A 15,155-nucleotide genomic window follows, 5' to 3' on the forward strand; every position below is an offset into this window, starting at 1 on the left:
TCTTCAGCCCGGCCAGATACGGTGGCCCGCCTGCCGCATTGCAGCACGAAGCGCAAGGGTGAGCGCGCGGCCCTTGGTGTGGTGGACCTTTTCGCTCAGCGGATCGCGCGCCAGCAGCACCTCGCACAGATCCTGCGCCAACCGCTGGATGATGGCCACCTCGGCGGCCAGCCGCCAGTCGCGGATCGCATCGGCAAAGGGCGCGCTGGCCCGCAGCAGGCCCTGGGTGCGCAGCGTCAGATCGGTCAACACCCCGCGCAGCGCCGGATTGGCGCGCTTTTCGGCCAGAGCCTCCACCCCGATTCCCGCCGCGCGCAGCGAATCGAGCGGGATATAGACCCGGTCGATCGCGCGGTAATCCTTGGCGCAATCCTGAAGGTGGTTGATGATCTGGAGCGCGGCGCAGAGCGAATCGTTCATCGGCCAGAGGACGCGGTCCTCGCCGTGGCAATCGAGCACAAAGCGGCCCACCGGCATCGCCGAATAGCGGCAATAGTCGATCAGCCCCGCCCAGTCCTGATAGCGGTCGATCGTGCAGTCGCGCTCAAAGGCGGTCAACAGGTCATGGGCATGGGCAAGGCTGATGCCCCGCTCGCGGCATACGGTGCCCAGCGCCTGCGCCAGAGGATCGCCGATCCCGGCCTCGCCCCCTTCCAGCCCGGCGCGCATCAGGCCCAGCAGGCGCAGCTTTTCCGCAGGCGGCGCGGTGGGGTGATCGGCAATATCATCGGCGGCGCGGGCAAAGCGGTAATAAGCCATCACCGGCGCGCGCGCATCGGGGCGTACCAGAAAACTGGCCACGGGAAAGTTCTCGCCCGTGTGATCCTTGCCGCTTTGCAGGTCGGCCGTGGTCAGGATGGTGTCTGTCATGCCCCAGAAATGTCCCCAGAAGCGTCTAATGCCTGTGCGCGACCTTTCCACATGCCGCCCTTGCCGCGGTAATGGGCCCAAGCTGAATAGATTGTGCATGAAACATAGAACAGCGCGACCAAAGGCAGAGCCAGCGCGCGCATCGGGGCGCGGTCATAAAAGCCCAGAATCGGCTGATAAGACCCCAGCATCAGCCCCAGAGCGATCAGGCCCATAACCTGAACCGCGCCTTTTGCCCCCAGCGCCAGCCACACCGGCGCGCCGAACATCAAGGCCAGCCCCAGCACCGTGCCCACCAGCATCAACGGATTATAGCGCAATTGAGCGTAAGCGCTGCGCGCGATCATCATGCCGATCTCGCGCCAGTTCGCATAGGGCCGGATCGACACGCTGCGCCGGGTCAGGCCCAGCCAGATCGGCCCCTGTTTTTTGATCAGCGCGCCCAGCGTGCAATCATCGATCAGCGCCCCGCGCATCGCGCCAATGCCGCCCGCTGCCTCCAGCGCCTCGCGCTCGACCAGCACGCAGCCGCCCGCCGCGCCCGAGATCGGGCTTTTGGGCCGGTTGATCCAGTTGAACGGATAGAGCATCATAAAGAACCAGATGAAGGCGGGCACCAGCCACTTTTCCGCCCATGTCAGGCATGACAACAGCGCCATGAAGGACACCAGCCGCCGGTTGCCGCCATGCGCAATGCCGACAAGGCGCGTCAGCGTATCGGGCGCATGTTCGATATCGGCATCGGTCAGCCACAGGTAACGCGGCACCCCGGCCTCGATAATCCCCTGATGCACGGCCCAGAGCTTGCCGGTCCAGCCCGCCGCCAAGGGCGCGCCGCTCAGGACAGTCAATCGCTCGCCGCCCAGCGCGCGGGCCTGATCGCCGGTGCCATCCTCGGAATTGTCATCCACCAGCACCACGCGGAAAGGCCCGGCATAATCCTGACGCAACAGGCTGCCGATGGAGCGGGTGATCACATCGGCCTCATTGCGCGCCGGGACCACGGCGACGACCTCGGGCCAAACATCGGGCGCGGCAAAGGGGGCGTTGTCATCGGCCTCACGGCAGGTCCAGAAGCCGGTGGCCACCAGCCCCAGCCAGATCGCCAGCACCAGCGCAGCCAGCCAGATCATGGAATCATCCCCCCTTCGGCGGAGGCCGGAATCATCCCTTCCACGGCAAACCAGTTCAGCGCATCACGCACCGCTTCCTGCCAGGGCCGCGCGGTATAGCCCAGTTCGGCCTGCGCCCGCGCGCTGGAGAAATACATGTGGTGGCGCGCCATTTTCAGCGCGTCCACGGTGACGAAAGGCTCAACCCCCGTCATCCGCCCCCACAATTCCGCGCCCACGGCCAAGGGAAACAAAGGCGCCACCGGCAATTTCACACGCGGAGGCTTGCGCCCCACCTGCGCGCAGATTTCCACCAGCATCGCCCCCAGCGTCACATCCTGACCGCCCAGAATGTAGCGCCGCCCGATCTGCCCCCGCTGCGCCGCCAACAGATGGCCGCGCGCGACATCCTCGACATGGACAAGGTTGAGGCCGGTTTCGACATAGGCGGGCATCCGCCCATGCGCGCATTCCACAAGGATGCGCCCCGTGGGCGTGGGCTTGACATCGCGCGGGCCGATGGGGGTCGATGGCTGGACCAGAATCGCGGGCAAGCCCTCGCTCGCCACCATATCCTCGACCAGCCTTTCGGCCACGACCTTGGATTGTTTATAGATACCGACAGCCTCGGCCACGCTGGCAGGTCGCGTTTCGTCGGCCACGCCATTGTCCAGCGGTTTGAGAGTCGCCACCGAAGAGGTGTAAACGATCTTGCCCACGCCCTCGGCCAGAGCGGCGCGCATCACGGCGCGCGTCATCGCTTCATTGTTGCGCAGGATCTCGCCCGGATCGCGCGCCCAGAGGCGATAGTCGGCCGCGACATGGAACAATTCCGCCCCCCCGCGCATCGCTTCACGCACCGCGCCCTCGTCGCGCAGGTCGGCCTCAACGATCTCTCCGGGGAAATCGGCCAGATTGACGCGCGAGGAGGAACCGCGCACCACGCCGCGCACCTGTCGCCCCTCCGCCGCCAGCACCCGCGCCACCGCGCTGCCCAGAAAACCGGCGACGCCGGTAACGATCGTGATGGGTCCGCTCATGGGCCATGCCCCTAAACCCTTTTGCTGCGACTGCAAAGCGGTGTAGGGGCATCGGCCATGGGATATGTGCTGGCATATGGCGCGTTGGCGCTGGCGGGGGTTGGCCTGCTCTATCAACTCTTTGCCCTTGGCGCGCTGGGGCGATTCTTTGCCGCGCCGCCTGCCGCCCATGCGCCCGCGCAGGCCGTTACAATTCTGAAACCGCTGCATGGCGCAGAACCGCGTCTGGCCGAAAATCTGGATGGATTTACAGTCCAGGATTATCCCGCCCCGGTGCAGATCGTGCTGGGCACCAATACGCCCGAGGATGGCGCCGCGCCGGTGGCCCGCGCCTTGATCGCGGCGCATGACAATATCGCCTATTACCCCGGCCCGCGCGCGCCGGAGTCGAAAAGGGCGGCGGCCAATGGCAAGGTCGGCTCGCTGATCGCGATGATGCCTTTGGCCGCGCATGATGTGCTGGTTCTGTCGGACAGCGATATGGTGGTCGCGCCTGATTACCTGATGCGGATCAACGATGCCTTGGCCCAGCCGGGGGTGGGGGCGGTCTCGTGCCTCTATGTCGGGCGGGGCGATGCCGGATTGTGGAGCAGGGTGGGCGCGATGATGATCGCAGGCCAGACCCTGCCCAATATGGTGGTGGGTCTGGTTACCGGCATGGCCCAGCCCTGCATGGGGTCAACTATCGCCCTGCGGCGCGAGACGCTGGACGCCATGGGCGGATTTGAGGCGCTGGCCGATGTGCTGGCCGACGATCACGCGATTGGCGCGGGCGTTCGCGCGCAGGGGCTGCGGGTGGATATTCCGCCGATGATTCTCGTCCATGCAGGGGCAGAATCATCCCTTCGCGCGCTCTGGCGCCAGCATTTGCGCTGGGCCGTGACGGTGCGTGATCTGGCAGGCGCAGGGCATTACGGCTCGATTGTCACGCATGGATTGCCGCTGGGGGTTCTGGCGGCGGTATTGGCGCCCGGTATCGGCGGGGCTTTGCTGCTGGCAATTATCCTTGTACGCCTTGCGCTTGCAGCAAAGGTTCATAAATATGCGCCTATCACCCTGCCCCTATGGCTGATACCCCTCGCCGATCTCATCGGCTTTTGCGTTTTTTGCGCCAGCTTGTTCGCAACTGCGATTGATTGGCGCGGCGCAAGCCTTACAATGACCTCCAAGGGCCGGATCGCCGCCCGCACCAAGAGAGACCGATGAAGCGCACCATTTTTCTCCAAGCCCCCTCCTTCCACGGTTTCGACGGGGGCGCCGGCGCCCGCTATCAGGCCAAGCGTGAGATCAAGAGCTTCTGGTATCCGACCTGGCTGGCCCAGCCCGCCGCGATGGTGCCGGGCTCCAAGCTGATCGACGCGCCCGCCCACGATCAAAGCTGGGAAGACATCGCCCACGAGTTCGACACCGCCGAACTGGTCATCCTCCACACCTCGACGCCCAGCTTTATGCAGGACATCAAGACGGCCGAACTGATCAAGGCGCGCAACCCCAATTGCCTCGTCGGTTTTGTCGGCGCCAAGGTGATGATCGAAACGGAGCAGAGCCTTGAGGCCAGCACCGCGATCGATTTCGTCGCGCGTGAGGAATATGATTACACCTGCGTCGAACTGGCCGAAGGGCGCCCCTTTGCCGAGATCGACGGCATCAGCTATCGCGGGCCGGACGGCACGATCATCAACAACAAGAACCGCGCCATCATCGAGGATATGGACGCGCTGCCCATGGTTTCGCCCATGTACAAGCGCGACCTGAAGATCGACAATTACTTCATCGGCTATCTCAAGGCGCCCTATGTGTCCTTCTACACCGGGCGCGGGTGCAAGAGCCGCTGCACCTTCTGCCTGTGGCCCCAGACCATTTCGGGCCACCGCTATCGCTCGCGCTCGGTCGCCAAGGTGATCGAGGAGATCCAGTACATCCTCAAGGAAATCCCCGAAACCAAGGAGATCTTCTTTGACGACGACACGCTGACCGATGACATCGACCGCGTGGAAAAGCTGGCCATTGCGATGGGCGAACTGGGCTTTGGCAAGCCTGGCTTCCCGCTGACGTGGAGCTGCAACGCCAAGGCCAATGTGCCGCGCAAGACGCTGGAAATCATGAAGGCCAATGGCTGCCGCCTGCTGCTCGTCGGCTATGAAAGCGGCAATCAGCAGATCCTGCACAACATCAAGAAGGGCCTGCGCGTCGAAGTGGCGCGCGAGTTCACCAAGAATTGCCACGAGCTTGGCATCGCCATCCACGGCACCTTCATCCTCGGCCTGCCCGGCGAAACGCTGGAAACGATCGAGGAAACCATCCGCTATGCGCAGGAAATCAACCCGCACACGATTCAGGTGTCGCTGGCCGCGCCCTATCCCGGCACGTTCCTGTATAATCAGGCGGTGGAAAACGGCTGGTTCGCGGGCGGCAAGCCGATGACCGACGATGGCGGCCACCAGATCGCCCAGCTCTCCTATCCCCACCTGCCCGCCAGCGTGATCCACGCCAAGGTCGAGGAATTCTACAAGCGCTTCTATTTCCGCCCGCGCAAGATCGGCGCCATCGTCAATGAAATGGTGCGCGATTGGGACATGATGAAGCGGCGGTTGCGCGAAGGCGTGGAATTCTTCCAGTTCCTGCGTCAGCGCAAGGAAGCCGCGTAAACCGATGACCATGCGCCGCCTTGTGGTGACCGCCGATGATTTCGGCGCCGCGCTGGCGGTGAACGAAGCGGTCGAGCGCGCCCATACGCAAGGCATCCTGACCGCCGCCAGCCTGATGGTTTCGGGCGAGGCGGCGCAGGACGCGGCGGCGCGGGCGCGCCGATTGCCGGGGTTGGGCGTGGGGCTGCATGTGGTGCTGGCCGATGGTCGCCCGGTGCTGCCGCCAGAGCAGGTTTCGATGCTGGTCAGGCCGGATGGCTGGTTTCACGAATCCATGGTGCGCACAGCCTTTGCCATCGCCCTCTCGCCGGTGGCGAGAGGGCAGATGCAGGCCGAGGTCGCCGCGCAATTTGCCGCCTTTGCCGAAACGGGCCTCGCGCTCGATCATGTCAACGCGCACAAACATTTCCACCTCCACCCGATGATCGCCGCCGCCATTCTGGAGGAAGGGCGCCGCCACGGCCTGCCCGCGATCCGTATGCCCGCACAGGCCGGGACCGGCATGATGGAGCATTGGGCACGCTTTCTGGGGCGGCGCTGGCGCAAGGGCGGCATCGCCACCAATGATAATGTTTCGGGCCTGATCCAGACCGGGGCCTTTACCGCCGATCGCATGGCCGCCGCGCTGGCCGCCCTGCCCGAGGGCCTGACCGAGCTTTACACCCATCCCGCCACGCAGGACGCCTATCCCGGCTCCGCGCCCGGCTATCAATATCGCGCCGAACTGGCCGCGCTGACCGATCCGGGCGTGATCGCGGCGCTGCGGGCCAGCGGCGTGGAAACCGGGCCTTTTGCCCGATTTGCCGGACGACAGGTGGCCTGATGGCGCTGCCCCTCGTCCTGCCGCTGGCGCTGGCCCCGCTGGCCGCCGCCGTCAGCCCGCCCGATCCGGCCCCCTCGCCGGAGGATGCCGAAGCCGCAGCCCAAGTGGCCGCCATCGCCGCGCAAACTCCGCAGGAAAACGCCCCCATCATCGTGATGGGCATGGCGCAGGCCGCCGAGCGCGACGGCAAGACCTTCGAGGAACCCGACGAAGGCCCCGACACCATCGCCAATCTGGCCAATCCCGATCCGCTCGAAGGCATGAACCGCGTGTTCTTCGCCATCACCCAGCCGATCGACCGCTTCATCCTGCGCCCGATGGCCATCGTCTATCGCACCGTCCTGCCCGAACCGGTGCGCGACGGGGTGCATAATGCGCTGGCCAATATCTTCATGCCCTCGACGCTGGCCAATGACATGATCCAGTTGAAACCGGCGCGCGCATGGCAGACCGCCAAACGCTTCGTGCTCAATTCAACGCTGGGCTTTGGCGGGCTGGTCGACGTGGCCAAGCGCAAGCCCTTCAACACGCCCGCCCATGTCAACGGCTTCTCCAATACGCTGGGCGTGGCCGGGGCCGGGCCGGGGGTCTATCTCTACCTGCCCATCCTTGGGCCGACCACCATCCGCGACCTGATCGGCCTTGGCGGCGACGCCTTTACCCAACCGCTGCTGCTCGACCGCGTGTCGCGCCCGCAGGTGGCCGTCGCCCCTAACCGCCGTACCCGCTCCTTCGTCACCGAGGCCGTGGCCGTCTCCACTCCCGGCGCCATCGCCCTGGTCACCAGCGGCATCGACGCGCGTGCGCGGGCAGAGCCCGAATTGAAGGCGCTCAAGGCCCAGTCGGTCGATTTCTACGCCGCCCTGCGCTCAACCTATCTGCAACACCGCGCCGGACAGATCGCCGCGCTCAAAGTCCCGCCGGGGCAGACGCCCGAAGTGCCCGAATTCGACGATCCGCTGGAAGATCCGGGGGCCAAGCCGGTTAAGCCTTAAAAAGAACGCCTCCGGCGGGCAAAGGGACTCAGTCCCTTTGCAATCCCGTTAATGGGGGGAGAGGCTTGCGAGGTCGTGTTTTAGGCAATGGTTGCAAAGCCTGCGGCGCGGCAATCAAGCGCTGAAAAGCGCCGCAGGCTTTATCATTCCAACGCCGCGCCCATCAGCCAAAGACGAAACGCCACGCCAACAGTATCGGGATTGCCAAGGGCCCCCGCCCTTTGCCCGCCGGAGGCAAATCTTACCCCTCTGACGCCTCCCGCCGCGCGCGATATTCCAGCACCGGCCACATCAGCAGCGAGAGCCCAAAGGTCAGCTCACGCAACCGCAGGATCAGGCTCAGCGCCAGCGCCTGAGGCGCGGCCACGCCCATGGCGGCGCCGGCCAGCACCGCGCCCGCTTCCTGCATGACCAGCCCGCCCGGGACGAAGAAGAGGATCATGCGGGCGGCGGTGGCCGCGCTTTCGATGGCGAAGGCGGCGAAGAGCGAGAGGTTCATGCCGAACATGTGGGCCGCGATATAGACCTGCACCCCGGCCATGCTCCATGCAAAGAAGTGGAGGATGATGGCCAGCGGCAGGCCGGTGCGCTGACGGGCCAGTTCGCGGCGCATCAGGTGGATTTCGGCGCGCAGACGGCGGCCGGTGCGGGTCTGGATAAAGCGGCGGTGATGGGCGCTGCTGCGCCAGATCCGCCATCCGACATAGGCCAGCGGCGGCACCGCCAGCAGCCCCCACCACAGCGATGCGCCGGAGGACGAAGCGGCGGGCGCAGCCTGTTGCCCCCAATGGCCCCAATGATACAGCACAAAGGCGGCCAGCCCCATATAGGGCAGCTCGGCAATCACCTCGGCAATGATGTCGAGCGCGCGCAGGGCCACGGCCGCGCGCCCTCGCCCGCCCAGCAGAACCACCGCCCGCGCGCCCACCACATCGCCAAGGCCGGGGGGAAACAGCAGCAGGCTGTGCGCCGCATCGCGCACCAATCGCGCGATCAGGCTGGAGCGGAAGGGGATACCGACCTTGAGCGCCTGTTGCGCGGCGGTACACAGCAGGATCGCCACGAATTGCACCGGCAGGATCGCCAGCACCGCCAGCGGATCGATGGTCGCCACGGCCTGAGCAAACATGTGCCGCAGCCCGCTGTTGGCCGCCACCATGCCCAACAGCCCCGCCAGCAAAAGCACCGAGGGCAGGATGGCGCTCCACCGGCGCGGGGTTCTGGACTGACTCATGGGCGGGCGCGATAGGCGGATGTGGCGCATTGGGCAAGGTTGTGCCTTGTTTGCGCCCCAGTTTTCGGTCAGAGCAACCCGCGATGATCACCGCCCGATTGACCCCCGCCATCCTGCGCGCCATCCGCGCGGCATCCCGTCGCCCTGCGATCACGCTGGTTCTGGCGCTGGCGCTGGTAGCGGGCGCGCTGGCCTATGTGGCCGGGCATTTCGCGATGACCACCGATACGGGCGAGCTGATCAGCGCCAAAACGCCATGGCGTCAGGATGGCGCGGCGATCGAGGCGGCCTTTCCGCAATTGAAGGATTCGATCCTTGTCGTGGTCGATGGGCAAACGCCCGAACTGGCCGAGGATGGCGCGATCCGGTTGAGTGAGGCGCTGGGCAAGCTGGGGCCGAAGGGGCCGGTTGTGGCGGTGCGGCGGCCCGATGGCGGGGCGTTTTTCGACCGCTCGGGCCTGCTCTTCGCCGATCTGCCCGAGGTGCAGCAGACCACGCAGCGCCTGATCGATGCCCAGCCCCTGCTGGGCGGCCTTGCGGGCGACCCCAGCCTGCATGGCATTGCCGCCACCATCGACACCGTGGCCGATGGCGCCGCGCGCGGCACGCAGAATGCCTCGCGGCTTGCCGACCCGCTGGGCAAGCTGTCGGCCGCGATTGACGCCAAGCTGGCGGGCAAGGTGCAGTATTTCTCGTGGCAGCGGATGTTTTCCACCGACAAGGGTTCGCTCGCCCCGCCCACGCGCCGTTTGCTGATCGTGATGCCGCGCATGGATTATGGCGATCTGGAGCCGGGCGCGGCCGCGGTTGAGGCCATCCGCGCGCAGGCCGCCGCGCTGGGACTGGACGCCGCCCATGGAATGCGCGTGGGCATCACCGGCGAAGTGCCGCTGGCCGACGAGGAATTCGCCTCGATCCGCGAGGGCATGGGGATGATCGGCCTTGGCATGTTGGCCGCGATGCTGGCCTGCCTGTGGCTGGCGACGCGCTCGGCCAAGATCGTGGGCGCGATTCTGGTGACGATCATCGCGGGGCTGGCGATCACGCTGGCGCTGGGGCTGTTGGCGGTCGGGCGGCTCAATCTGATTTCGGTGGCGTTTATTCCGCTCTTCGTTGGCCTTGGCGTCGATTTCGGGATTCAGGTGGCGGTGCGTTTCAACCATGAGCGCCGCGCCGGGGCCGCGCCGATGGAAGCGCTGGAGCGCATGGCCGCCGCCATTGGTGAGCCTTTGTCCTTGGCGGCGGCGGCGATCTTCCTCGCCCTGGGAGCTTTTCTGCCCACCGATTATGTCGGCATTGCCGAACTGGGCGTGATCGCGGGCATGGGGATGATCGTGGCCTTTGCGCTCAACATCACGCTGCTGCCCGCGCTGTTGATGGTCTTGCGCCCTTCTGTTCCGGCGGCGGATGTGGGCTGGGCCGGGGCCGCGCCGCTCGATGCGTTTTTGCATCGGCATCGGCGCGATGTGCTGATCGCCTTTGTCGGCGCGATGCTGCTTTCTGTGGTCACGCTGGTCTGGGTCAGATTCGACTTCAACCCGCTGCACCTGCGCGATCCGCACAGCCCGGCGATGCGCGAGCTTTCGATCCTGATGCAGGACGCGGACCGCACACCCAACACGATCACGATCCTTGCCCCCAATGTGAGCGCCGCCGACGATCTGGAGGCACGCCTGAGCCGCCGCAAGGAAGTGGCCCGCGCGGTCACCATCGACAGTTTCGTGCCCGAGGCGCAGGGGGTGAAACTGGCGCTGATTTCGGACGCCTCGCTGCTGCTGGACGCGACGATCAATCCTTTCGACTTTGCCCCCGCCAGCGATGATGCGGCCACCGTGGCGGCGCTGAACAAGGCGGCCTTATCGCTCAAGGCTCTGGCCGCGCGGCCCGGTGTGACCGCTGCTCCTGCCGCGCATCTGGCCGCCAGCTTTACCGCGCTGGCCGCCGCATCCCCGGCCCGGCGCGAGGCGGTGAGCGCCATGCTGGTACCGCCGCTGGGCCTGACGCTGGACAAGATCCGCGCCTCGCTGACCGCCAGTGAAGTGACGCGCGAGAACCTGCCCGAAGAGATCCGCCGCGACTGGCTGGCCAAGGACGGACGCGCGCTGGTGCAGGTGACGCCCAAGATCGACAGCACCGGCAATGGCACCGACAATGCCGCCATCGCGCGCTTTACCGCCGCCGTGCGCGCCGAGGCGCCGCGCGCCACCGGCCTGCCCGTGGCCACGCAAGAGGCCGCCAAGACCGTGGCCCATGCCTTTATCACGGCGGGCATTCTGGCGCTGGCGCTGGTGTCGGGGCTGCTGTGGCTGGTGCTGCGCTCGGTGCGCGAGGTGGCCTTTACGCTGGCGCCGGTGGTGCTCTCGGGCTTTCTCACGCTGGGCACATGCGTGGCGATCGGCCAGCCTTTGAATTTTGCCAATATCATCGCCTTTCCGCTGCTGTTCGGGGTGGGCGTGGCGTTTCACATCTATTTCGTCATGGCGTGGCGTTCGGGCGTGGGCGATCTGTTGCAGACATCGCTGGCGCGTGCGGTGTTGTGCAGCGCGCTGGCCACGGGGTCGGCCTTTGGCGCGCTGTGGTTCAGCGCCCATCCCGGTACGGCCAGCATGGGGCTGATCCTGATGCTTTCGCTGGTCTGGACGCTGATCTGCGCGCTGATCTTTGAGCCTGCGCTGCTTGGTCCCGTGCATAAGAAGGAAAAGCCATGAGCCGCGAGAAGATGCTTTTGGCCTCGATCCACGATGTCGGCCCGCGCGCCGAGGCGCAGGTCGATCAACTGGCCGATCTGCTCTGCGAATTGCTGGACGGCATGAATTTCGCCATGCTGGTCGTGCCCGATCATTGGAGCGAGGCGCCGCTGGCGGGCAATGCGGCCTATCAGGCCAAGTTGCGGCGGTGGGCGGATATGGGCGTGGAAATGTTCGTCCACGGCTGGTTTCACAAGGATCTGGCCCAGCACAGCGGCGTGGCGGCCTTCAAGGCGAAACACATGACCGCCAGCGAGGGCGAGTTTCTAGGCCTTTCGCAGGCCGAAGCGGCGCGGCGGATGGCCGACGGGCGCAAGCTGATCGAGGATATTATCGGGCGCGAGACGGCGGGCTTTATCGCGCCTGCGTGGCTTTATGGGCCAGGCGCGATGGCCGCGCTGGCCGAATCGGGCTTTCCTCTGGCCGAGGATCATATGCGCGTGTGGCGCCCCGCAACAGGCGAGACATTGGCGCGCGGCCCGGTGGTGACATGGGCCAGCAGGACGAAGGGCCGCCAGCTTTCTTCGCGCTTCTTTGCATCTCTGGCGCGGGTGGGGCTGCATGGGCTGGATGTGGCGCGCATCGCGGTGCATCCGGGCGATACCACTGTTCCTGAACTGATTTCCTCGATCCGCGCCACCTACAGCAGCTTTGCCGCCCGCCGTCGTCCGGCGCGCTATGGCCAATTGCTGGCAAGCTGAACATTCGCCCCATGGCCCGTTCAGCCCCCGTTAGAACCCAAAACGGCATAAGCATGGCTCAAGTTGCCTACTGGCAATCACGGGCAAAGCCTGCCAAGGCGGCGCCACTATGAGCGACAAGACACCCACCGGGGCAGACCAGGAAGCACAACAGATGTTGACCCAAGGCTTTGCCCATGGCGAGGCATCTGAACCGGCCCCCGTGCGCGACATCGCGCTGGAGGAGGCCGACAAGGCCAATCAGCGCCGTTCGCGCATCGCCGGTTTCGCCAGCTCGCTGATCTCGCTGGCCATTCTGGTGGTGGTGGCGGTGCGGCTGCTCGATCTCAACCCCAAGGGGCTGATCGAGATGGTGCCGCGTTCGGCCCCGTTCTGGATCGTGTTTGTCATCAATTACATGATGCCGCCGCTGTCCGAATGGGTGATCTATCGCCGGTTGTGGCGCATTCCGGCCTCGGGCATCCCGGCGCTGCTGCGCAAGCAGGTGTCGAACGAATTGCTGATGTCCTATCTGGGCGAAGTGCAGTTCTATGCCTGGGCGCGAGCGCGCCTTGGCATGGTGACGGCCCCGTTCGGCGCGATCAAGGACATGGCGATCCTCTCGGCGCTGACCGGCAATATCGCCACGCTGGTGATGCTGGGCGCGGCATGGAAGATCATCCAGTCGGGCGTGATGGGCAAGGATACGACCACCGTGTTCACCTCGCTGGGCGTGGTGCTGGTGACGTCCTTTGTCATTCTGCTGTTCCGGCAAAAGCTGTTTTCGCTGCCCCGGCGCGAATTGTTCATTATCACGGGCGTTCATTTCCTGCGCATCATCGCCTATGTCGGGCTGACCGCGCTGCTGTGGCATCTGGTGCTGCCCGATGTGGCCTATGGTATCTGGCTGGTGCTGGCCACGCTGCGTATGTTGATTTCGCGCCTGCCGCTTGTGCCTTATAAAGACGCTGCTTTTTCTGGTCTTGCCATCTTCCTGATGGGGCATGATGATCAGATTTCATACCTGCTGGCGATGATGGCTGTCCTTTACCCGATCGCCCATATCATCGTTGGCACGGTGTTTGCCACTGTCGACCTTATCACCTCGCGCAAAGAAGGATAAAGCATGGCCTTGTTGTTGCCCCTGATCCTTGCCGCCGAAGCGCCGGCCAAGCCGGCGGTGCCGCTGGCCTCCACGCCCGAGCTGGGCAAGGCGGAGGGCAAGTGCCGGGCGGGCGAAAGCGGACCGGCGTTCCTTGTCGATGTTATCGGTTTGAAAGACCGCACCGGCAAGCTCAAGCTGGAAGTCTATCCCAACAATGACACCGACTTCCTGATGGACGACAACGTGCTGGTCTATCAGGGCAAGGCGTTCCGCCGGGTCGAGGAAGACACGCCCGCCAGCGGCGCTGTCCAGATCTGTGTGCGCGTTCCGGCGGCGGGCCCCTATTCGATCATGCTGCTGCATGACCGGGACAATAACCGCAAGTTCGGCTGGTGGGTCGATGGCATCGGCTTTGCCTCGAATCCGCGCCTTGGCTGGCACAAGCCCAAGGCCGCCGCGACCAAGGCGGTGGCAGGCAATGGCCCCACGCGGGTTTCGATCACGCTGAATTATCGCAACGGTCTGGGCATGTCGCCGATCAACTGATGCAGGCCAACTGATGCAGGCGTGACACACCGTGTCACACCCGGCGCCCTCCCTCTTGCGCTTTGCCCCGCCAGAGGCCACATGCGCCCCGGATGCCGCCCGAGGTATCAAGAGCGGACATCGGACATGCAGACCTGTCCGGCGACAGGAGGGGCCAGTTGCGGATCGTTGATGTTTGCGCCTTTTACACGCCCCATGGCGGCGGGGTAAAAACCTATGTCGAGCAGAAGATGCGTATCGGGCCGGAACTGGGCCATGAGATCATCATCCTTGCCCCCGGCGACCGGCATGAGGTGATCGAGCGCGGGCCGATGGCGCGGATCGTGACGATCCCGGCGCCGCGCTTTCCGCTGGATCGCAAATATTGGTATTTCAAGGATGAAGAAGCGCTGCACGCGGCAATCACCGCGCTCAAGCCTGATTTCCTTGAGGTTTCATCGCCATGGCGCAGCGCCAGCATGGTCGCGCGCTGGCCCGGCGATGCGCCGCGCGCGCTGGTGATGCATGCCGACCCGCTCTCGGCCTATGCCTATCGCTGGTTCGAACCGATCATGAGCCGCGAGGCCATCGACCGCAGCTTCGAGCCTTTCTGGAAGCACCTGCGCGAACTGGGCCATCAGTTCGAGCGCGTGGTCTGCGCCAGCGGCGAATTGCGCGACCGTCTGGCGGCGGGGGGCGTTGCCCATACGGTGCTGCATCCGATGGGGATCGAGGCGGGATTGTTCAGCCCCAAGCGGCGCAGCCCGGCGCTGCGGCGGCGGTTGCTGGAAATGTGCGGCCTGCCCGAAAGCGCGAAATTGCTGATCGGCGTCGGGCGGCTCAGCCCGGAAAAGCGCTGGCCGATGATCGTGGACGCGGTGGCGGCGGCCAGCCAGTCGATGCCCATTGGCCTCGTTCTGCTGGGCGCAGGCAATCAAAAGACGCGGATTTTGAAGCAAGTGGCGGGCAATCCCCATATCAAGCTGCTGAAACCCGAGAAAGACCGCGCCAAATTCGCCACCATTCTGGCCAGCGCCGATGCGCTGATCCATGGCTGCGAGGCCGAAACCTTCTGCATGGCCGCCGCCGAGGCGCGGGCCAGCGGGGTGCCGGTGATCGTGCCGGATCGCGGCGGGGCGGCCGACCATGCGCGCGGGGGGGCGGGAGTGACCTATAGCGCGGGCAGCGCCATGGCTGCGGCGCGCGCCACGCTTCGCCTGCTCCGCAACCTGCCCAAGGCTCCGCCCGAGGTGAAGGTGGTTTCCACGCAGGGTCATTTCGAGGCGCTGTTTGCCGATTACGCCAGCGCCCGGCGCGGAGAGGGACCTGAAGGCACCGCCCGTCGCCTATCAGAAAATGCCCAAGTCGCCTGAGTT

Annotated in this window: 13 protein-coding genes; 9 read left to right on the plus strand and 4 right to left on the minus strand. The window is 65.5% G+C overall.

The window, feature by feature from the left end:
* Positions 1-3 precede the first annotated feature (3 nt).
* Genes hpnC through hpnA form a run of 3 tightly spaced genes read right to left on the minus strand, consistent with a single transcriptional unit; the run spans position 4 to position 3,022 of the window.
* Positions 4-870, minus strand: coding sequence for a squalene synthase HpnC (gene hpnC / locus FHW96_RS11885; RefSeq protein ID WP_172340776.1), 867 nt, complete (start codon positions 868-870; stop codon positions 4-6).
* On the minus strand, positions 867-2,003 hold the full coding sequence (locus tag FHW96_RS11890) for a glycosyltransferase (RefSeq protein ID WP_172340777.1): 1,137 nt from the start codon (positions 2,001-2,003) through the stop codon (positions 867-869). Before FHW96_RS11890 ends, hpnC begins: the two co-directional genes overlap by 4 nt.
* Entirely contained in the window at positions 2,000-3,022 is a 1,023-nt protein-coding gene (gene hpnA / locus FHW96_RS11895; RefSeq protein WP_172340778.1) for a hopanoid-associated sugar epimerase, read from the minus strand. Before hpnA ends, FHW96_RS11890 begins: the two co-directional genes overlap by 4 nt.
* Positions 3,023-3,079: 57 nt before the next feature.
* Here hpnA and hpnI point away from each other — a divergent pair, with 57 nt between their 5' ends.
* The 4 genes from hpnI to FHW96_RS11915 are packed head-to-tail and all read left to right on the plus strand — an operon-like array spanning position 3,080 to position 7,488.
* The gene (gene hpnI / locus FHW96_RS11900; RefSeq protein ID WP_172340779.1) at positions 3,080-4,228 is read left to right on the plus strand and encodes a bacteriohopanetetrol glucosamine biosynthesis glycosyltransferase HpnI; all 1,149 of its coding nucleotides are present in this window, start codon (positions 3,080-3,082) and stop codon (positions 4,226-4,228) included.
* The gene (gene hpnJ, locus FHW96_RS11905; protein ID WP_172340780.1) at positions 4,225-5,670 is read left to right on the plus strand and encodes a hopanoid biosynthesis associated radical SAM protein HpnJ; all 1,446 of its coding nucleotides are present in this window, start codon (positions 4,225-4,227) and stop codon (positions 5,668-5,670) included. The genes hpnI and hpnJ overlap by 4 nt, the downstream gene beginning before the upstream one ends.
* A 4-nt stretch (positions 5,671-5,674) precedes the next feature.
* Complete coding sequence (gene hpnK / locus FHW96_RS11910) at positions 5,675-6,493, plus strand: hopanoid biosynthesis-associated protein HpnK (protein ID WP_253950894.1); 819 nt, start codon at positions 5,675-5,677, stop codon at positions 6,491-6,493.
* Complete coding sequence (locus FHW96_RS11915) at positions 6,493-7,488, plus strand: VacJ family lipoprotein (protein ID WP_172340781.1); 996 nt, start codon at positions 6,493-6,495, stop codon at positions 7,486-7,488. Before hpnK ends, FHW96_RS11915 begins: the two co-directional genes overlap by 1 nt.
* A gap of 241 nt (positions 7,489-7,729) precedes the next feature.
* Here the strand turns inward: FHW96_RS11915 and FHW96_RS11920 are convergent, their stop codons facing one another.
* Positions 7,730-8,722, minus strand: a complete 993-nt coding sequence (locus FHW96_RS11920; RefSeq protein ID WP_172340782.1) for a lysylphosphatidylglycerol synthase domain-containing protein — start codon at positions 8,720-8,722, stop codon at positions 7,730-7,732.
* Between the two features lie 83 nt (positions 8,723-8,805).
* Between FHW96_RS11920 and FHW96_RS11925 the strand changes: the two genes are divergently transcribed.
* From FHW96_RS11925 to FHW96_RS11945, 5 genes are all read left to right on the plus strand, one after another.
* Positions 8,806-11,430 (plus strand): MMPL family transporter, encoded by a 2,625-nt coding sequence (locus tag FHW96_RS11925; RefSeq protein WP_172340783.1) that lies wholly within the window; start codon positions 8,806-8,808, stop codon positions 11,428-11,430.
* Positions 11,427-12,170 (plus strand): DUF2334 domain-containing protein, encoded by a 744-nt coding sequence (locus FHW96_RS11930; protein ID WP_172340784.1) that lies wholly within the window; start codon positions 11,427-11,429, stop codon positions 12,168-12,170. Before FHW96_RS11925 ends, FHW96_RS11930 begins: the two co-directional genes overlap by 4 nt.
* A gap of 109 nt (positions 12,171-12,279) precedes the next feature.
* Positions 12,280-13,272 carry a hypothetical protein gene (locus FHW96_RS11935; protein ID WP_172340785.1) on the plus strand — a complete coding sequence of 331 codons (993 nt, stop codon included), beginning with the start codon at positions 12,280-12,282 and terminating at the stop codon, positions 13,270-13,272.
* Between the two features lie 3 nt (positions 13,273-13,275).
* Positions 13,276-13,800, plus strand: coding sequence for a DUF2141 domain-containing protein (locus FHW96_RS11940; protein ID WP_172340786.1), 525 nt, complete (start codon positions 13,276-13,278; stop codon positions 13,798-13,800).
* 158 nt (positions 13,801-13,958) lie between these two features.
* The gene (locus FHW96_RS11945) at positions 13,959-15,152 is read left to right on the plus strand and encodes a glycosyltransferase (RefSeq protein WP_172340787.1); all 1,194 of its coding nucleotides are present in this window, start codon (positions 13,959-13,961) and stop codon (positions 15,150-15,152) included.
* Positions 15,153-15,155: the final 3 nt, after the last annotated feature.

Source organism: Novosphingobium sp. SG751A, assembly GCF_013149295.1.
Lineage (GTDB): Bacteria > Pseudomonadota > Alphaproteobacteria > Sphingomonadales > Sphingomonadaceae > Novosphingobium.